This is a genomic window from Paenibacillus thiaminolyticus, from assembly GCF_007066085.1.
Classification (GTDB): domain Bacteria; phylum Bacillota; class Bacilli; order Paenibacillales; family Paenibacillaceae; genus Paenibacillus_B; species Paenibacillus_B thiaminolyticus.
In genome coordinates, this window is the sequence record NZ_CP041405.1 from 4,033,466 (window position 1) to 4,052,216 (window position 18,751).

General features: G+C 54.0%; 14 protein-coding genes. 12 read left to right on the forward strand and 2 right to left on the reverse strand.

The window, feature by feature from the left end:
- Positions 1 to 17: 17 nt before the first annotated feature.
- The 9 genes from FLT43_RS18005 (at position 18) to FLT43_RS18045 (ending at position 12,031) form a co-directional block, all read left to right on the forward strand.
- On the forward strand, positions 18 to 1,622 hold the full coding sequence (locus FLT43_RS18005) for an extracellular solute-binding protein (protein ID WP_087440260.1): 1,605 nt from the start codon (positions 18 to 20) through the stop codon (positions 1,620 to 1,622).
- A gap of 975 nt (positions 1,623 to 2,597) precedes the next feature.
- Positions 2,598 to 3,632: a LacI family DNA-binding transcriptional regulator gene (locus tag FLT43_RS18010; protein WP_087440259.1), complete on the forward strand. Its 1,035-nt coding sequence runs from the start codon at positions 2,598 to 2,600 to the stop codon at positions 3,630 to 3,632.
- A gap of 284 nt (positions 3,633 to 3,916) precedes the next feature.
- Positions 3,917 to 4,567, forward strand: coding sequence for a histidine phosphatase family protein (locus FLT43_RS18015; protein WP_087440258.1), 651 nt, complete (start codon positions 3,917 to 3,919; stop codon positions 4,565 to 4,567).
- Positions 4,568 to 4,600: 33 nt separating this feature from the next.
- On the forward strand, positions 4,601 to 5,224 hold the full coding sequence (locus tag FLT43_RS18020) for a histidine phosphatase family protein (protein WP_087440257.1): 624 nt from the start codon (positions 4,601 to 4,603) through the stop codon (positions 5,222 to 5,224).
- Between the two features lie 33 nt (positions 5,225 to 5,257).
- Positions 5,258 to 6,550, forward strand: coding sequence for an extracellular solute-binding protein (locus tag FLT43_RS18025; RefSeq protein WP_087440256.1), 1,293 nt, complete (start codon positions 5,258 to 5,260; stop codon positions 6,548 to 6,550).
- Positions 6,551 to 6,636: 86 nt separating this feature from the next.
- On the forward strand, positions 6,637 to 7,938 hold the full coding sequence (locus FLT43_RS18030) for a carbohydrate ABC transporter permease (RefSeq protein WP_279627745.1): 1,302 nt from the start codon (positions 6,637 to 6,639) through the stop codon (positions 7,936 to 7,938).
- Positions 7,938 to 8,780, forward strand: coding sequence for a sugar ABC transporter permease (locus tag FLT43_RS18035; RefSeq protein WP_087440255.1), 843 nt, complete (start codon positions 7,938 to 7,940; stop codon positions 8,778 to 8,780). The genes FLT43_RS18030 and FLT43_RS18035 overlap by 1 nt, the downstream gene beginning before the upstream one ends.
- 88 nt (positions 8,781 to 8,868) lie before the next feature.
- Positions 8,869 to 9,576, forward strand: a complete 708-nt coding sequence (locus FLT43_RS18040) for an MgtC/SapB family protein (RefSeq protein ID WP_087440254.1) — start codon at positions 8,869 to 8,871, stop codon at positions 9,574 to 9,576.
- A gap of 31 nt (positions 9,577 to 9,607) precedes the next feature.
- Entirely contained in the window at positions 9,608 to 12,031 is a 2,424-nt protein-coding gene (locus FLT43_RS18045) for a glycoside hydrolase family 31 protein (RefSeq protein ID WP_087440299.1), read from the forward strand.
- Between the two features lie 36 nt (positions 12,032 to 12,067).
- On the opposite strand, the gene FLT43_RS18050 is transcribed toward FLT43_RS18045, so the two are convergent.
- On the reverse strand, positions 12,068 to 13,114 hold the full coding sequence (locus FLT43_RS18050) for a LacI family DNA-binding transcriptional regulator (RefSeq protein ID WP_087440253.1): 1,047 nt from the start codon (positions 13,112 to 13,114) through the stop codon (positions 12,068 to 12,070).
- A 177-nt stretch (positions 13,115 to 13,291) separates the two neighbouring features.
- Positions 13,292 to 13,870 (reverse strand): ATP-dependent Clp endopeptidase proteolytic subunit ClpP, encoded by a 579-nt coding sequence (gene clpP / locus FLT43_RS18055; RefSeq protein ID WP_087440252.1) that lies wholly within the window; start codon positions 13,868 to 13,870, stop codon positions 13,292 to 13,294.
- Positions 13,871 to 14,168: 298 nt separating this feature from the next.
- On the opposite strand from clpP, the gene FLT43_RS18060 reads away from it, so the two are divergent.
- The 3 genes from FLT43_RS18060 (at position 14,169) to FLT43_RS18070 (ending at position 18,108) form a co-directional block, all read left to right on the forward strand.
- Positions 14,169 to 15,122 carry an ABC transporter permease gene (locus FLT43_RS18060; protein WP_087440251.1) on the forward strand — a complete coding sequence of 318 codons (954 nt, stop codon included), beginning with the start codon at positions 14,169 to 14,171 and terminating at the stop codon, positions 15,120 to 15,122.
- An 84-nt stretch (positions 15,123 to 15,206) separates the two neighbouring features.
- A complete protein-coding gene (locus FLT43_RS18065) occupies positions 15,207 to 16,748 on the forward strand; it encodes an extracellular solute-binding protein (RefSeq protein WP_087440250.1) in 1,542 nt (513 codons plus the stop codon).
- A 490-nt stretch (positions 16,749 to 17,238) separates the two neighbouring features.
- Positions 17,239 to 18,108: a carbohydrate ABC transporter permease gene (locus tag FLT43_RS18070; protein WP_087440249.1), complete on the forward strand. Its 870-nt coding sequence runs from the start codon at positions 17,239 to 17,241 to the stop codon at positions 18,106 to 18,108.
- Positions 18,109 to 18,751: the final 643 nt, after the last annotated feature.

An 18,751-nucleotide genomic window follows, 5' to 3' on the forward strand; every position in this document is an offset into this window, starting at 1 on the left:
AAAGGGAGGATCTACGCATGCAAAAGCTCAAAAAGACATGGGCAATTCTGCTGTCCATGACGATGCTCTTCACCCTGCTGGCGGCTTGCGGCTCTTCAGACAAGCCTGCGGCAGAAGGCAACAGCGGCAATACAAGCAGCGAATCCGCAAGCGATGTCAGCAAGGACGGCTTCCCGATCGTCAATGAACCGATTACGCTGACGATGATGGGGCAAGACGTCGGAATTCAGAACTGGCAGAATATGGACTTCTTCAAAGAAATGGAGAAAAAGACGAACATCAAGTTCGAATTCCGCAATGCGCCGGCTGATAGCTTCGATACAAAGAGAAACCTCGTGTTCGCGAGCGGAGACTATCCCGATGTATTCTTCTCCGGACAGCTGCAAGCTTCCGATGAAGTCAACTATGGTGGACAGGGCGTCCTCATTCCGTTGGAAGGCTTGATTGAGGAGTATGCGCCGAATCTGAAGAAAATTCTCGACGACAATCCGGATATCCGCAAGTCGATTACAACCCCGGACGGACATATTTATTCGCTGCCGAACATCGACCTCGATGCCGGCTGGTATCGTGGACCGTTGTGGTACAACGGCAAGTTTTTGAAAGCGCTTGGCATGGAGGTCCCTAAAACGATCGATGAGCTGTACACCTATCTGAAGCGTGTCAAAGAGGAAGATCCGAACGGCAACGGCAAGCAAGACGAGATTCCGCTCGCTTCCGTCAAGCTGGACGATCTCCGCATGTGGCTGCTCGGCTCATGGGGCATTTACAACGAAGTTATCTATTCCGATACCCAGGACAAAGTTCACTATACGCCAATGGAGCCAGGCTATAAGGAATACTTGACGTTCCTGAACAAGCTGTGGACCGAGGGCTTGCTTGACAAAGAAACGTTCTCGCAAACCGATGAGCAGAAAAAGGCGAAAGGGAAGAACAATCAGATCGGCCTCTTCTCTGACTATCATGCTTACTTCACGCTCGGCGGCGAGCCAAGCATGGATGATCCGATGTATCGTCCGGTCGACAGCGACGTGAAGGCCGTAGCTGCGAAGCATCCGGGTCTGGCGAAAGGCGCTTTTGCGATTACGAACAAAAACAAGCATCCGGAAGCAACGATGCGTTGGGTAGACTATCTGTACTCTACGGAAGGCGCCGAGCTGCTCAGCAACGGTCCGGAAGGCATCCTGTGGGAGTATGTCAATAAAGACGACCATACGAAGAAATGGCTGGATGTGCCAGGCGGCGGCGACCGTGAAGAGTATCGCGCGACGCTGACTCCGGACTACGGCGTTGTCGTACCGAAGATTACGAACGAAGATACGAAGCGCGGCTTCTCCGGCGAATTCGATGCATGGCTGAAAAAGGAAACAGATGAAAAGATTCTGCCTATCGCAAAGGTTCCATTCCCGAGCGTATACTTGTCGCAAGACGAGCAAGCGGAAGTATCCAGCATCCGTTCCGACCTGGATACGTACGTGAAGCAAATGGAAGCGAAATTCGTAACAGGTCAAGAGCCGTTGACGAACTGGGATAAATATCTCGAGACTTGCAAAAAAATGGGCGGCGACCGCATCGTAGAAATCTATCAAGCGGCGTACGACCGTTGGAACACAGGGAACTGAACCGTAATGCAAAGAGCCCCGGGGGTGAATTCCTCCGGGGTTCCGTTTATTTTTGGCATCATGCTCATTTTTATCTAATTTTAAGGTTCGGTTCAGTTTTCTTTAATGTAGCCATTGTATTCTGATTATGGACCGAATGACAGATGAGTTCTTGCAAAGGAGGGTTGCCCTGCATCGATTGAACCTTGGACAGCCGGATTTCATCCGTTGAACAAGGACATCCGTTTCATCTTTCTCATGGTTTACAGTTTACCCCTAGAACATAATATATGCCGCGTCGCTTGCGATGCGGCTCTTTTTTTGTTTTTACAAGTGAAATAAGTAAATAGCCATTCCCCCGTCAGTAGTTACGGTGGGGATGGCTTTTTTGTTTTTGCCGCCGAGGGGAGGCTGGGCCGTGTGATGCTCTAGGGTGCTCTCTAGTGGGAGGAGACGGGGGGATGTGGTGGGATTCCTGCAAATTTACAGTATTTTAACGCTGTCGGGGGCGGAATCGGGGGAATTGCTGCGCAGATGCAGGAATTTGCCCATTTTGTCGTAGTCTGAGCGGAAAGGGGCGAAATTGGTGGAGATTTGCAGGATTGCTGTTTTGGAGGAGCGGCGGTAGCGAAAATACTGTATTTTTGCAGCTTTGCGTCGGTGGAGGTGGGCCGTGGTTCGGCCGTCGGAGGTGGAGGCGGGCAGAAGGCGATGGGAAGCAACCGAACATAGTGGCATTGCAATATTCCTAAAACTATAAAATCAACTTGCTGTCATTTTGCACAAAAGGTAATCTTGTTTCATTATTTTATGAAACAAGATTCGCAATTGTTTCCTGAAAACACGTCAAAATCAGCGTTGTTTTCATAAAATAAAAGAATTCAAGCCAAGTTCGACATTTTCTCTTTTCATACTGACAGAAATGTGGTTTAATATGAAACAAGAAGTGTTTCAATTGTTTCAGATTTGTTTCATTGGTTGTCAGGGGGGGATTTCGTGGCCAACATCAAGGATGTCGCAAAATTGGCTGGCGTATCTCCAGCAACGGTATCAAGAGTGTTATCGAACAAAGGCAATACCTCGGAAGACGTGCGGGCCAGAGTCCAGATGGCGATTCGGAAGACGAACTATGTTCGCCCCGGAGGTGCCAAGCCTCTCGTCGCGGGCAGCAGGACCATTTGCTTGACCATCGCCCGGAACTCAACCGATATTTTCGGGAACCCGTTCTTCGACAGCGTGCTGTATGGGGTATCGAGCACCGTCGAGCAGCATGGCATGGATTTGCAGCTGGCGGTGTTCCACAGCGTCGATCGTCAGATCGAGAAATGCGTGCAGCTGTACAAGCAGCAAAAGATCGACGGGCTTATTCTGACCGGGATTTTGTCCGCTGACAAGGATCGGCTGCTGCGGACCTTCCATGAGGAGCATATTCCGTTCGTCATGATCGGCCGCACGTTCCGCCATGACGTATTCTCCGTCCATAACGACAACCTGAGGGACGGATTTATGGCCGCCCGGCATCTGATCGACGCCGGATACCGGAATCTCGTCGTATTGACACAGGATACGAAGCTCGATGTATTCGCGGCGAGAATATCCGGTTACAGGCAGGCCATACAGCAAGTCGGGCTGGACGCGGGCCCCGAGCGCATCGTGCAGGCCGGCCCGGAAGAAGAGGATATTATGAATGCGCTGCAGCGTCTGCTGGACGAAGGCATCGCCGTCGACAGCGTCATTACGATGGACAGCGTCATGTCGCTTAGCGTATTGAAGTTCTGCCAATTGACCGGGCTGCGCGTTCCGCAGGAAGTCGGGATTATCGGGTTCAATGATGCCCCTTATCTGGTCAAGGTATCCCCGACATTAAGCTGCGTTGAGATGAACGGGGCCAACCTGGGCGCGGAAGCATTTCATTTGCTGAATGAGATTATGAATGAACCGCAGGCGATGAGTCTCAAAAAAAACGTGACGCTTCCATCGAAGCTAATGATTCGTCAATCGACCGCTAGATCGGCCTTCGAGGGTATATAATGGGGCCTGACTACCCGCTATCAAGCCCCGGCAAGGTTCCGGGAAGAGGCGGGCACAGATGTACTCCATGGCAGCGCTTCAGGACAGAGCCCAAGAACAGCGCTGATGGGCAGCACTTGAGGACAACGCTCAATGACAGCGCTGATGGGCAATACTTGAGGACACAGCTCAAGGACAGCACTTAAAGGCAGCACTCAAGGAAAGCTCTGCGAGAAGGCAGACCATACGCCCGCAGAGCGGATTGCATGCGGTTCCACAGATTACAGAGTAAGCAGGGAGCGATTATGGAGTTATTTCTTGTACGGCATGGACAATCGGTAGGCAATACGCTGCCGGACCGCGATATGCCGGATTCGCCGCTAACCGAGCAGGGCCATGCGCAAGCCGCGCGCGTGGCGATATATTTGCGGGATCGGGGCATTAGCGCCATCTATTCCAGCCCGTTGATTCGGGCGATGCAGTCGGCGCAGCCGCTGGCAAGACTGCTCGGTCTGCCGATTCAGGTGATGACAGCGTTGTATGAAGTCAGGGAAGGCAGCCGGTTCGCCGGTCCTTCTCAGCACTTGTTATTGGAGATGGTCCCGGAAGCCGTATTCGAGGACACGATGGGGACGGACGGATGGGAATGCCCGGGAGGCGATTGCCCCGAGACCGTTCAGCGGCGCGCGCAGGAAGCGCTGCGGCGGCTTCGGGCGTGCAGCGAGGAGCGGATCGCGGTATTTTGTCACGGGAATTTCAATGAATATCTTCTTCGCGAAGCGCTCGGCATGGCTTCAGCGGCGCATATCCGGTTCCCCCAGGAGAATACGGGGGTGAACCATATCGTCTTCGGCGAGCATGCGACCAAGCTGATGAAGCTGAACGATACGGGGCATCTGCCGAGAGGAGCGTTCGAACGGGCGGGCCGGGCTGCCGGCAGCCCTCCGGGCGGATAAAAGATTATCACAACACAGAGGAGAACATCAGCTATGCACTTATATGTCATTCGCCATGCACAATCGACCATGAATATTGGACAAGGAGGCGGACCGAACTGCAGCTTGTCGGAAGTGGGACAATGGCAAGCGGAGCAAATCCCTTCGTTTTTCAAGGAAATCCAACTGAACGCCATCTTCTGCAGTCCGCTGCGCAGAGTCATTCAGACCGCGACGCCCCTTGCCAAAGCGCAGGGTCTAGGTATTGTGCTCATACCGGAAATGTCCGAAATATTTAATGAGGAATGGAAGGACTACCGGGATTATGATTGGGAAGCCTGTCAGCAGATTGTAGAGGAATTCCCGCACGCCCAATTCGTGGAGTATCAGGATATGGAGCGCAAGTGGTGGCCAACCTGGCCGGAGAATCATGCCATCGTCCGCAAGCGCGTGCAGAAGTTCGTCGACGCGAAGCTGACCGATTATTACGGAACCGATGCGCATATTGCGGTATTCGGGCATGGCCAGACGACCGCGGATATGAAGCAAATCGTTAATCCCGGGGACATTCATCCCGTATATAACGCGGCGATCGTGCACTATGTTCTCGATTCGCAAGGCCAATGTGAGCGTGTATCGTTGCATAAAGACCATCTCGGTCAGCACGTATACGAATAAATCTCAACCATGATCTCAAGGGGGAACTAACGTATGGCTAAGAAAATGGTATTGCTGCTGCTCTCATTAACCGTCGTCCTGTCGCTTGCGGCCTGCGGGCCGAAGCGGGAGGCGGAACAGGCCAAGCCGAATACGGATACGGCTCAGCAACAAGAAGGGGAGATGCCGCCGAAGCCGGAGCATCTGAAAATCTGGGGTCCGGAAAATGAGCCGGAATTGAAATCGATGCGGGCGATTACGCAAAAATTTACGGAGAAGACGGGCATTGATGTGGAAGTCATTCCATTCAACCCGCGCGAACAGGCGAAAGCGTTCTCACTCGACGGACCGTCCGACCGCGGTCCTGACCTGTGGAGCGCCACCCATAACTCCATGGGCCGCAACGTGCTGCAAGGGTTGGCCGAGCCGTTCCAGATCAGCGAGGAGCAGATTAGCCAGTATTCGCCAGAGGCCATCAAGGCCGTGACGATTGACGGTAAAATCTACAATCTGCCTATGGTCGTCGAGACGACCGCCTTGTTCTACAACAAGGAGCTGCTGCCAAATGCGCCGGAAACATGGGAAGAGCTGGAGAAGTTTGCGTTGGAGTTCACGGACGCGTCGAAGGATAAATACGGATTTTTGCTCGATGCGACGAATTTCTATTACGCCAACATGTTCCTGCAGGGCAACGGCGGTTATGTGTTCGGGTATGACCCGGCTACGGGCTACAACGCGGACGATATCGGGCTGAATAATGAAGGCGCTGTCCAAGGGGCAAACCTGATCAAGTCATGGTTCGAAAAAAAGCTGATTCCGGCATCGATTAATGGCGACGTCATCGACGGCTTGTTCAAAGACGGCAAGGTTGCCGCGGTCGTCTCGGTACCGTCGTCGATCAAAAACTATGAATCGGCGCTGGGAGACAAGCTGGGCGCCGTGCCGCTGCCGAAGCTGGCCAACGGTCAACGCCCGCCTTCCTTCCTGGGCGTCAAAGGTCTGGTGCTGTCCCCATTCTCTAAAAATAAGGAGTGGGCGACCGAGTTGGCTTTGTTCATTACCAATGACGAGAACGGAGCGAGCCATTTCCAGACGGCCGGGGAAATTCCAGCACGTCCGGGCATTTTAGAAAGCGATCTCATTACGAAGCATCCTTACTTCTCGGCCGTGGCCGAACAGTCCACATTCGCTACGCCAACGCCGAATAACCCGGAAATCTCCCAGACGTGGGAGCCGATGAAAAATGCGCTCGTGTTCCTGGCCCAAGGGCAGGACGCCAAAGAGGTGCTGGATGAAGCGGTCAATCAAATTAAAGAACAAATCGCGATCAACAACGCCAATAAGTAAGGAATGATTATCGGATCGGGGTGCGGGTCCGCATCCCCATCCGCTTGAATTCGCATTGCGGATGTCAACGAGGAGGCTTGATTAGATTGGGAGAACAACAGACACGAACCGACAAGCCGCAAATCAGTGCGCATAACCCGAAGTTGGCGATGCTGCTCTCCATTATCCCGGGGTTAGGACAACTGTATAACCGGAGATATATCAAGGGTTCAATATTTTTGATTTTATTTCTCTCATTTTTTATTGTGTTTGCTGATTTTTTGAATATCGGGTATTGGGGGCTCATGACGCTGGGGACGTTGGAAGGGGTTGACGATTCCCGCTCTTTGCTCATTCAAGGCATTATTGCGGTCATCTTGACCGTCTTTCTTCTCATCTTCTATTGGATCAACTTGACCGATGCGCGCAATGACGCCCAGAAAATCCGCGAAGGCTGGAAGATCACGACGATTCGCGAAGGCTTCAAGCAGGCGTGGGATAAAGGGGTTCCTTATCTATTCGTCGGTCCCGGCATTTTCATGATTACGTTTGTACTGATATTGCCGCTGTTGTTCATGGTTTCCTTGGCTTTTACGAATTACAATATTTACAATTCACCGCCCCGTTTTTTGCTCGATTGGGTAGGGTTTGAAAACTTTAAAAATATTTTTTCCGTTCCGATTTGGCGGAACACGTTTTTCTCCGTCCTGTCGTGGACGCTCGTATGGACATTCGTCGCGACGACGCTGCAAATTTCGCTGGCCTTGTTCTTGGCTGTAATCGTGAACGACAAGCGCGTCAAATTCAAAAAATTCATTCGAACGATGCTCATTCTGCCTTGGGCCGTTCCTTCCTTCGTCTCGATTCTCGTGTTCGCCGCCATGTTCAATGATCAATTCGGTGCGGTGAACCGGCAAATTTTGGGGCCATTGGGCCTGTCCATTCCTTGGATGTCCGATCCGCTCTGGACAAAGGTAGCCATCATTATTATTCAAGTATGGCTGGGCTTCAGCTTCGTGTTCGCCTTGTTCACGGGGGTGCTCCAAAGCATATCAAGCGACTGGTACGAGGCGGCGGAGGTCGACGGAGCGAGCAAGTGGCAAAGATTCCGCTACATTACGCTCCCGCATGTCCTGTTCGCGACCGCTCCGCTGCTCATTATGCAATATACGGGTAATTTCAACAACTTCAACCTGATCTACTTGTTCAACCAAGGCGGGCCGCCGGTTCGAGGGCAGTCGGCCGGATCGACGGACATCGTCATTTCATGGGTATACAAGCTTACTTTTGAAACGTTGAACTATAATATGGCGGCCGTTATCTCCATTATATTGGGCCTGATTGTGGCAACCGTCGCCTTTTTCCAATTCAGGAGAACCCGATCGTTCAAGGAGGAGGGCAGCGTCTGATGAGTACGAGATGGAAATCGAGATTAGAGCTTACCGGTATTTATGCATTCATTTTGTTCATGTTCATCGTGATCGTGTATCCGCTCGTATGGGCCTTGGGCGTCTCGCTGAATCCGGGCACCAGCTTATACAGCGCCAAGATTATCCCCGAGAACTGGTCGGCGGAGCACTATTCCTGGCTGTTCTCCAGTCCGGACAGCGAATATTTGCTGTGGTACAAAAACACGCTGATTGTCGCCAGCTGGAAGACGGTGCTGTCGCTGATTGTGACGACGTTCCTGGCGTATGCGTTCTCGCGCTATAACTTCAGAGGGCGCAAGCATGGCTTGTATGCGCTTCTGCTAATCAAGATGTTCCCGGTATTAATGGGGATGGTCGCGATTTATATTTTGCTGAACATTCTGGGTCTGCTCGACACGCTGGCCGGCTTGATTCTGGTCTATGTCGGATCGTCGATTCCGATGCACGCCTTTCTGATCAAAGGCTATTTCGACACGATTCCGCGTGATCTGGACGAGTCGGCGAAGATTGACGGCGCAGGGCACTTCCGGATTTTCTTCCAGATTATTTTGCCGCTGGCGAAGCCGATATTGGCCGTAGTCGCCCTGTTCAATTTCATGACGCCGTTCATGGACTTCCTGCTGCCGCGAATCGTCATTCGCAGCTCGGAGAACTATACGCTCGCTGTCGGCTTGTTCAACCTGGTCAATCAGGAATTCAGCAACAACTTCACCCGGTTCGCAGCGGGCTCGATGCTTATCGCCATTCCGATTGCCGCGGTGTTCCTGTTCCTGCAGAGGTACCTCATTTCCGGGTTGACGGCGGGGGCGACGAAATCATAAAGAAGCAGGCCAGATTTAGAGCAGCGTAAGATTTTTTCGTAAAAAAGATAGAGATAAGAAAACAGGAGTGGCGGGGAGGAGAGATGCGATGACAAGCCCTTGGACGTTGGATCCGGCAAGCATATGCCTGCGGCTGCTTCTCTCGCTTGTGCTCGGGGGCATTATCGGCTTCGAGCGGGAGATGAATCAGCACGCCGCCGGATTCCGCACCAATATTTTGGTATGCATCGGCTCTTCGCTCATTATGCTGCTGTCTATCTATGGGTTCAACGCCTTCGTCGATGAACCGAATGTCCGGATGGATCCGGCCCGACTGGCGGCGCAGGTCGTCAGCGGGATCGGATTCCTCGGCGCGGGAACGATAATTCGAACCGGCCTCTCCGTCAAAGGATTGACCACGGCCGCCACGCTCTGGGTGATGGCCGCGATTGGATTGGCGGTTGGCGCAGGATTTTATTTACCGGCGATTTTGACATGCGGGCTCGTGTTTGTCTCCTTGCAGGTGTTGAATAAAGTCGAGCTTCGCTATCTGGCAGCGAATAAGTCACTTTCGGTGGAAGTGACTTCTCTTGGAGGTCCGGAGACGCTCGGCACGATATCGAAGCAGCTGATGGCGGAGCGGGTGGAGATCCGGAACATGAATGTGTCCGATACGGAGACGCCGGGCCGGATCGAGGGGGCTGCGCCCCCGCTGCAGATGACGATAACGGTTGTGCTCCCCAAAAATAAGCCGATGAGCGATCTGGCGGAGCGGTTGAAGGCGATACCGGGCGTGACAGCAGTAAAAATAGAGTGACCATATGATGTGCGGAAAGCGAGAGGGTATTATGCAGACAAGCGAGACGATACATCCGGACAAATTGCACGGAGGGACAGTCGCAGCGAAGCGGAGCGGGATCGGCGCGATAAGCCGCGTGGAGGAATTGGACAGAGGATATCTCTGCATAGGGGACAGGGCGAATCTGGCACTGACCTTTCTCGATGAGCATCTTTTCCGCGTCAAGCTGACGTTCGATGCTTGTCCCGACTGGACGACAACGCCCGGCGTATTGCCGTGGGAGAAGACGATACAGGCCAGCCGGGAAGATACGGAGCACGGCTTTCTTTTCACCACGAAGAAGCTATCGGTGGAGATTGATGCCGAGGATGCTTCCATCACGGTAACCGATGCCGAAGGCAACGTGATCGGCCGGCAGACCTCGTTCAGCTGGGATGCGCGCGGCGCGGTGACGGGCTGCTTCGCGATGGACGAGCGCTCTCATTTTTACGGGCTGGGGGAAAAGACAAGCTATCTCGACAAGCGCGGAGAGAGCTATACGATGTGGAATACCGACGTGTATGCGCCGCATGTGCCGGAGATCGAGGCTTTATATCAGTCGATCCCGCTGCTGCTGCATGTCCATGATGGGGCAAGCTGCGGCATTTTTCTCGATAACCCGGGACGGACCGCCTTCGATATGCGATCCCGGAGCGATCTTTTTTCCATTGAGAGCAAGACGGGGGATTACGATTACTACTTCATCTATGGTCCCGAATTGAAGCAGGTCATCTCCTGTTATACGGCATTGACCGGGCGGATGCAGATGCCGCCCAAGTGGGCGCTTGGTTACCACCAGTCGAAATACAGCTACAAAAGCGAAGAAGAAGTGATGGCCTTGGCGCGCACCTTCCGCGACAAGCGGATACCATGCGACGTGATCCATCTCGATATTCACTATATGGACGAGTACCGCGTCTTCACCTTCGACAGCGATCGCTTCCCGCAGCCGCAGAACATGATTGCCGAATTGATGAAAATGGGATTCCATATCGTTCCGATCGTCGATCCGGGGGTCAAGCAGGATCCGAAATATCCGGTCTACCGCGAAGGGGTGCTCGAAGACCGCTTCTGCAAGAAGCTCGAAGGCGATGTCTACTTCGGCGATGTATGGCCGGGACGAAGCGCCTTCCCGGACTTCACCAAGCAAGAGACCGCGGCCTGGTGGGGAGATCTGCACCGGTATTATACCGATATGGGCATCGCCGGAATATGGAACGATATGAATGAACCGGCCGTATTCAACGAATCGAAAACGATGGATCTCGACGTCGTGCACGACAATAACGGCGAGATGAAGACGCATGAGGAATGGCATAATCTGTACGGTATGCTGATGTCCAAGGCGACCTTCGAGGGGCTGCAGCGGCATCTTGAGGGCGAGCGGCCGTTCGTGCTGACGCGCGCGGGTTACAGCGGTATTCAGCGCTACGCGGCGGTCTGGACAGGCGATAACCGCAGCTTCTGGGAGCATATGGCGATGGCGATGCCGATGGTGCTCAATATGGGATTGTCGGGCATTCCGTTCGCCGGCCCGGATATCGGCGGCTTCGCCCACCATACGAATAAGCAGCTGCTGATTCGATGGACGCAGATGGGCGCGCTGTTCCCATTCTGCCGCAATCATAATGTCGGCGATTTCCTCGACCAGGAGCCGTGGGCGTTCGATCAGGAGACAGAAGACATCTGCCGCACCTTCATCGGACTGCGGTATCAGCTGATGCCTTATCTTTATACGCTGTTCCATGAGGCGGCGCAGACGGGCATTCCGGTGATGCGGCCGCTGCTGCTGGAATATCCGGAGGATGAGCACCTGTCTAATCTGTGCGATCAGTTCCTGTTGGGCCGCGATCTGCTCGCGGCGCCGATCTACCGGCCGGATACGGAGCACCGCACGGTCTATTTGCCGGAAGGCGAATGGTTCGATTACTGGACGGGCACGCCATATACCGGCGGACAGCATCTGACGGTTCATGCTCCGCTGGATACAATGCCGCTGTTCGTTCGGGGCGGCGCGATCATTCCGCATGAGCCGCTGAAGCAGTATGCGGCCGATGAGACGGAGGCTTCGTTACAGTTCCACCTGTACGGCGGGGCACCGGCCTCCTCTTATGTGCTGTATGAAGATGACGGCTTGACGTATGCCTATGAGAAGGGCGCTTATAATCTGCTTCGCGTGGGGGCGGAATGCACCGGGCGCGGCTTGAGCCTTGGCTTCGAGTATGAGCACAGGGGATATGAGCCGGCTTCCCGCAAGCTATGCTTCTATCTTCATGGCCTCGATCCGGATGCGGTCGCTATTGAAGGGCTTGCGCGGCTGGCGGCGAAGCCGGAGGATCATGCGGAAGGCTGGTACGTGGATGAGCGGCGCCATTGCGTCGTCATCGCGGTTCGAGACGATAAGATCAAGCGCACTATCGAATTGAATTGGTAATGAGAAATAGGGCGATCGTTCCGCCCTCTTTTTTTATCATGTATGGGATGTGGAATGTTCTCTCCGTTGGGTCGATTGACGCACGATCAGCTCAGAAGGCAGCGTGACCGTCTTGTTCTTATTAATGCGCTCTGGGTCGTCCATCAGTTCGATAAGCATCTCCAGCGCCTCCAGTCCGAGATGCTCCCCGCGAATGGTCGTGCAGCTGATCGACGGCGAGATCTTGCTGAGAAAGGCCGCATCGTTGAAGCCGATGATGCCGACATCCTCCGGCACGCGCAGATCGCGATCCCGGCAATATTTCAATACACCGAGGGCTAATACGCTATCCGCAGCGATAATGGCATCGAAGGATCTGCCGCCGGAGCTGTATTCGTCGAGAGCTGCAATCATGTCCGCTTCTTCCGAGCCGCACAAGACGACGCCGTCGTCTCCCGCCTCCAGGCCATTGCTGTGAAGCGCCTGCTTGTACCCCCCAATCCGGTCACGCACGACATCGACATCCAGACTCTCGGTCAGGAACACGATCCGCCGGTACCCCTCGTCCAGCAAATGCTGGGCTGTGACATATCCGTCCCGGAAATTATCGCTATGAATGCAAAAGATATTGTGCTGCAGGCTGCGCCCAATCATGACGAACGGAATCGAATTCTGCTGCAGGCTCTGAATGAGCGAGCTTTTGTCCGCCGACATGACGCCGGATAAAATAAACCCGTCCACTCTTTTGTTCCGGTACAGCGTCAAGCATTTCTCGATTTGTTGATCGACAGAGCGAAAGGCGGATATTTGCAAGTCATACCCGTATTTTTGGGTTGCATTGGATAAACCAAGAAGCACATTGGAATAGTACGGATTCCCGAAAATTTCACTAGGTTCGCGTGCGATCGTATAGCAGATAGTGCGGGATTCGGCAGCCGGTGCGTTCGGCTTCGCCTTGGGGCTGGGCACGTACCCGAGCTCCCGGATCGCTTTCTCTACTTTTTCATTCACTTTGGAGGATGTGTTTCCTTTGCCCGTAAGAACCCGCGATACGGTCGCCGGCGATACACCCGCTGCACGTGCTATATCTCTTACTGTTGGCAAGTCCCCGCCTCCTCTTCTACGGAATCATCATAGTTGCAAATCCTATTCTGGCTCATCATTTTATAATACGATGAAAGCGATCGGCAATTCAACATGGCGGCATAGAAAAAGCTGCCGTATGCGCAGTCGCGATACGAGCAGCTTATTGATCTCATGATGTATAGCACGATAACGGAATTACTTGTGAAGCACTTTGTCGACGAGGCCGTATTCGAGCGCTTCTTCGGCCGACATGAAGTAATCGCGGTCAGTGTCTCTCTCGATCCGTTCGAGCGGCTGTCCCGTGCGCTCCGCCAAAATTTGATTCAGCTTGTCGCGCATCTTGAGAATGCGGCGGGCGCGAATCTCGATATCGGACGCTTGCCCTTCAGCTCCGCCCAGCGGCTGGTGAATCATAATCTCGCTGTTCGGCAGCGCGAGCCGCTTGCCCTTCGCTCCGGCATTCAGCAGGAAGGCGCCCATCGACGCCGCCATGCCGACGCAGATCGTCGATACATCCGGCTTGATATGCTGCATCGTATCGTAAATGGCCATCCCTGCGGAAATGGATCCGCCGGGGCTGTTGATATACAGATGAATATCCTTGTCCGGATCATCGGCCTGCAGGAACAGCATTTGAGCGATGATCGAATTGGCCACCACATCGTTCACTTGGGAACCGAGAAAAATAATGCGGTCCTTCAGCAATCTGGAATAAATGTCGTACGACCGTTCGCCTCGATTCGTCTGCTCGACAACTATAGGAACGTAACTCACGATAATCCCTCCTCAGCATCAATAACATTAAATATTAACCAATTCACGGCCTCTTAAACACGATATGCATTTGCTGCGAATGTCAAGAACCGTATCTTTATCATATCGGATTGTCAGTCAAAAGTCAAAGATGGTCAAACTGTTTTTTTTCGGCTTTTTTTGAGCAACGATTCGGATAGATGCGTGTATCATTTTTTGCAACCCCGGAAGCAAGGCTCAAAAAATGAGCATCAAAAAGTGAACGTTTCCGTGTCATTGAGGCGTGACCTACAATAGGAGCACAAAGGAGGTGACGCCAATGTCAGCAGGAGCACCCTCATCTATCCGCGATCCTCGCGCCAGAGGGAGATGGAGCCGCATCGGGAGAACGCTGTGGAACGAAAAGTATTTATGGCTCATGGCTCTGCCCGGCCTGCTGTTCTTCGTCATTTACAAATATTTGCCGATGCTCGGAGTCGTAATCGCTTTCAAGGATTACAATATGATGCTCGGCATCGGGGACAGCAAGTGGGTCGGATTGAAGCATTTCTATCGCATCTTCGAGAATCCGGATATCGGGCGTATTTTTCTGAACACCTTGATTATCAGCTTGTATCAGATTGTATTTGCCTTCACGATTCCGATATTTCTGGCGATTATGATCCATGAGGTAACGCAAAGAGTGTTCAAGCGGATGCTGCAAACGGTCTTCTACATGCCGCACTTTTTGTCCTGGGTCGTCGTGGCGGGGATCTTCTATCTGATGTTCCAGAGCGATGGCGCCGTGAACAACATGCTGGCCGATATGGGAATGTCCAAAATCGATATTTTGTCCAATCCCGACAATTTCCGGTCCATGCTGGTGATGCAGGTGATCTGGAAGGAATCCGGTTGGGGGACGATCATTTATTTGGCGGCACTGTCCAGCATCGACGTTGAGCTGTATGAGGCGGCGAAGATGGACGGAGCCGGACGGCTGCGCCAAATCTGGAACATCACGCTGCCCGGCATCCGCAGCACGATTGTCGTCCTCTTCATCCTGCGGCTTGGCACCGTGCTGGATGTCGGCTTCGAGCAGATTTTCCTCATGCTGAACCCTTCCGTCCGGGATGTCGGGGAAGTCATCGAGACGTATGTCTACCAAGCGGGGGTCGTCAACGGCAACTTCAGCTTCTCGACCGCGGTCGGGCTGATGAAAGGCTTGATTGGGCTTATCCTGATCTACGGGGCCAACAAGCTGGCGAAGCGGATGGGGGAGCGCGGCGTATTCTAGCGCGGGCTGCCTCCATTGTTGTAAGTGCTTACATCATAGAATGCCCATCATGATTCCACAATCAAATCGGGGGAGGATGTAATCATGCAATTCAAGGGGAGAAAAATCGTATCGCTCCTTCTGGCCTGTTCGATGGCTGTCGGCTTGCTGACGGCTTGCGGCGGCGGAGGGGGGACCAAGGAATCGAATGCTGACGGAGGACAGAGCGCGGGGGACGAAGGCAAGAAGTACAGCGTCTCGGCCATGAATATCTTGTACGGCGCGGCGCCTCCGACGACGAACAGCTCGGGCATTAAGGCAATCGAGGAGCGGTACGGCATCGAATTCAAATATATTCCGGTCGCTGCGGGCGATTATGCGAACAAGATCGGCGTCACGGTCGCTTCGGGGGATATGCCGGATCTGATGCTGCTGGAGGATACGAACGCCAATTACTTCAGCTGGGCGGGGAACGGCATGTTCCTGCCGATCGAGGATTACATCAAGGATTACCCGAACCTGAGCAAGATTCCGCAGGAAATCTGGGACATGCTGACGTATGAAGGGCATATTTACGGCGTTCCGCGGCTGCGCGGCATTCCGTTCCAAACGATGGTGATCCGCCAGGACTGGCTCGACAAGCTGGGCTTGAAGATGCCGGCCACCTACGACGAGCTGTATACCGTGATGAAGGCGTTCGCGGAGAACGATCCGGACGGCAACGGCAAGAAGGATACGTACGGATTCGCCTTAGACGGCAACTTCAGCGGGTTCAACGGACTATTCGGTTCGTACCGGTCGCTCCGGTTCGGATGGTTCGAGGATGGTCAGGGCGGAATTACGCACGGATACTTGATGCCGAACGCGAAGGACGCGGTGGCATTCCTGGCGCGAGGCTACAAGGAGGGGCTCTTTAGCCCCGATTATACAATTAAGAAGGGCACGCAGACCAGCGAGGACTTCCAGACCGGCAAAGCGGGCATTATCGGCAACTGGACGTATACCGCCTTCACGAAGAGCTGGTTCGACAAAGCGTACAGCATCAACAAAGATTTCCGCGTCGCCCCGATTCCACCGCTGACGGCCCCGGACGGCTATAAGGGCTACGGCAAGTATCACGGCTTCTACGGGTTCTTCGTTATGCCGGCCAGTCTGGGCAAGGATGAGGGGAAGGTGAAGAAGCTGCTCTCTATCCTGGACGACCAGATCGGCGACGAAGGCGCCGAGTTCATGAAATGGGGCGTGGAGAACGACCATTTCAAAGTAGAGAACGGCGAGAAAATGCTGACGGACAAAGGCTTGACCGAAGGCACGGGCAAATATTTGCTGACGAACCATGCGGCCGAAGGAGAATGGATCTACAACCCGGACGATACGGACGAACTGAAGAAAATGAAGGACGAGTCATTCAAGGTAGCCATGGAAGGCGAGCCGTACAGCGATCAGTCGGTCGGCTTGTTCTCGCCGACATACAGTGAAAAAGGGAAGGAGCTTGACCAGTACTTGACGGACCAAGTGAATAAGATCATTCTTGGCGAGCGTCCGGTGGACGATTACGACAAGGTGATTCAAGAGTGGAAGGACAGAGGCGGCGAGCAGGTCGTCAAGGAATTCAACGAGGCGTACCAGAAGCGGAAGAACGGCTGATCGTTCAGCCGGGGCTGCTGTAGTTGCAAAAGCCGCCATGCGCTGACTGTCGTGCACCGCCGCGGTTGGCGGTTGGGGTGCGCAGCTGACGTGGGCTTCCGCCGTCCGCGGCTGTCGTGCACGGCCGCGGTAGGCAGCCGGCGTTAGCAGGGCGGCGTGTGCTGCCGGTGTAGGCAGTCTGCGTTAATTGGCAGGTGTGTGCCGACGCAGATGGCATCAGGCGTGCGCTGACTGTCGTGTGCTGCCACGTTTGGCAGCTGATGTTCTTGGCCGGCGTGAGCTGTCGCGGATCGCCTCTGGCGTTCGTTGGCCGGCGCGCTGCCGCGGTTCGCGGCGCGAAGGCCGCAGGCGCGCAGCCTGAGCCGTATGCCCTGAGGCACGTGTCCGCAGGCGAACGTCCACAACCACAGGCGCGTCGCCACAAGTGCATGACCGCAGTTGCGCGGCTATCAAGCGTACGGCGGCATGAAAGGAGTGAATATCTGTGTTAATGCGCGCAAGAAGCGGGGATCGGTGGTTCAACTTCATTAATATAACACTGCTCATCGTTTTGGCGGTCATTACGATCCTGCCTATCATTCACGTCTTCGCGATGTCGTTCGCGACGACAGAGGAGTCCCTGTCCGGCCGGTTCATCCTCTGGCCGTCGACCTGGACGACGGAGGCTTACCGCTACATTTTCGATACGGGCGTCTTCTTCCTGTCGTTGAAAAATACGGTGTGGCTGACGGTCGTCGGCACGTTCATCAATGTGATTCTGACGGCGCTGCTGGCTTATGTATGCTCCCGGCCGCAATTCAGCGCCCGGCGGGTCATCATGTTCCTGGTGCTGTTCACGATGCTGTTCGGGGGCGGCATGATCCCGACCTATCTGATTGTGAAGGGGACCGGGCTCATCAACTCGCTGTGGGCGCTTATCCTCCCCGGAGCCATTTCCGCCTTCAATATGCTCGTGATGCGCGATTTCTTCGAATCGCTGCCGGAGAGCGTTATTGAATCGGCACGCATCGACGGATGCGGGGATTTGCGGATATTGGGACGTATCGTGTTCCCGCTGTCTCTGCCCATCCTGGCGACATTCACCTTGTTCTATGCAGTGGGCAACTGGAACCAATACTTCTCGGCGATTCTGTACTTGAACGATCCGGATAAATGGCCGCTTCAAATCTTGCTGAGGCAAGTCGTGCTGATCGGACAGGCGGATATTTTCTCCAACCTCGATCCGAACGTGCCCCTTCCGCCATCGGTCTCGATACAGATGGCCACGGTCGTGCTCGCATCGTTCCCGATTGTCGTGCTCTATCCGTTCCTGCAGCGCTATTTCGTGCAGGGACTGACGCTCGGCGCGGTGAAGGGCTAGCGCCATTGCAGCAGGCATTCCAGGCCTGCTGCTTTTTGGCGTGGGTGTGCAGGTGTGTGCTGCACATGGCGGGGCAAGAGCATGGTACGCGAGATAACTTGCATCCCCCGCCAGATGCTCGCTTCACCCCGATGATGATCGGGCTCGCATTAGGGCGGTCATTGCGTGGTTGCTTCTCATACCACCTTTCTGCCGCCTGACGCACCAATCCTGCATATATGCAGCATTTATTATCATTTTAGGGAAATTTCGCCAATATTCCTGCAAATATACAGGATTTTGCTCGCTTATTCCGACTTTGGCCCGTCTAGGGCTAAAATTAATGTAGTTTTGCAGGACTCACTTTGGCGAAAAGAGGCTCCGTTGAAAATCCTGCACTTTTACAGTATTGATGGGGCACTAGGCCGGGAATCGCATCCCAATAGTGTGGCGTCAGACTGGTCTTGCAGCAATGAGGCGCGTCAGATCGGCAACACTGCTAAGAGTAGCCATCAGACCGGCAACGCTGCTAAGAGTGGCCATCAGACCGGGATCCCGGCAGTGAAGATCAGCCCCTGCACCGGAGGTGCAGTCACCATAATCGGCTGAGTAAGCGGAGGAATCAACAAATGTTGCCCGCGTTAAGGATGGCGAGAACGGGGAG

Excerpts from the sequence above, each read along its gene's own strand:
- FLT43_RS18020 (WP_087440257.1), top strand. The coding sequence starts at position 4,601 with ATGCACTTATATGTCATTCGCCATGCACAATCGACCATGAATATTGGA.
- FLT43_RS18025 (WP_087440256.1), top strand. The coding sequence starts at position 5,258 with ATGGCTAAGAAAATGGTATTGCTGCTGCTCTCATTAACCGTCGTCCTG.
- FLT43_RS18045 (WP_087440299.1), top strand. The coding sequence starts at position 9,608 with ATGCAGACAAGCGAGACGATACATCCGGACAAATTGCACGGAGGGACA.
- FLT43_RS18040 (WP_087440254.1), top strand. The coding sequence starts at position 8,869 with ATGACAAGCCCTTGGACGTTGGATCCGGCAAGCATATGCCTGCGGCTG.
- FLT43_RS18065 (WP_087440250.1), top strand. The coding sequence starts at position 15,207 with ATGCAATTCAAGGGGAGAAAAATCGTATCGCTCCTTCTGGCCTGTTCG.
- FLT43_RS18015 (WP_087440258.1), top strand. The coding sequence starts at position 3,917 with ATGGAGTTATTTCTTGTACGGCATGGACAATCGGTAGGCAATACGCTG.
- FLT43_RS18060 (WP_087440251.1), top strand. The coding sequence starts at position 14,169 with ATGTCAGCAGGAGCACCCTCATCTATCCGCGATCCTCGCGCCAGAGGG.
- FLT43_RS18005 (WP_087440260.1), top strand. The coding sequence starts at position 18 with ATGCAAAAGCTCAAAAAGACATGGGCAATTCTGCTGTCCATGACGATG.
- FLT43_RS18035 (WP_087440255.1), top strand. The coding sequence starts at position 7,938 with ATGAGTACGAGATGGAAATCGAGATTAGAGCTTACCGGTATTTATGCA.
- FLT43_RS18070 (WP_087440249.1), top strand. The coding sequence starts at position 17,239 with ATGCGCGCAAGAAGCGGGGATCGGTGGTTCAACTTCATTAATATAACA.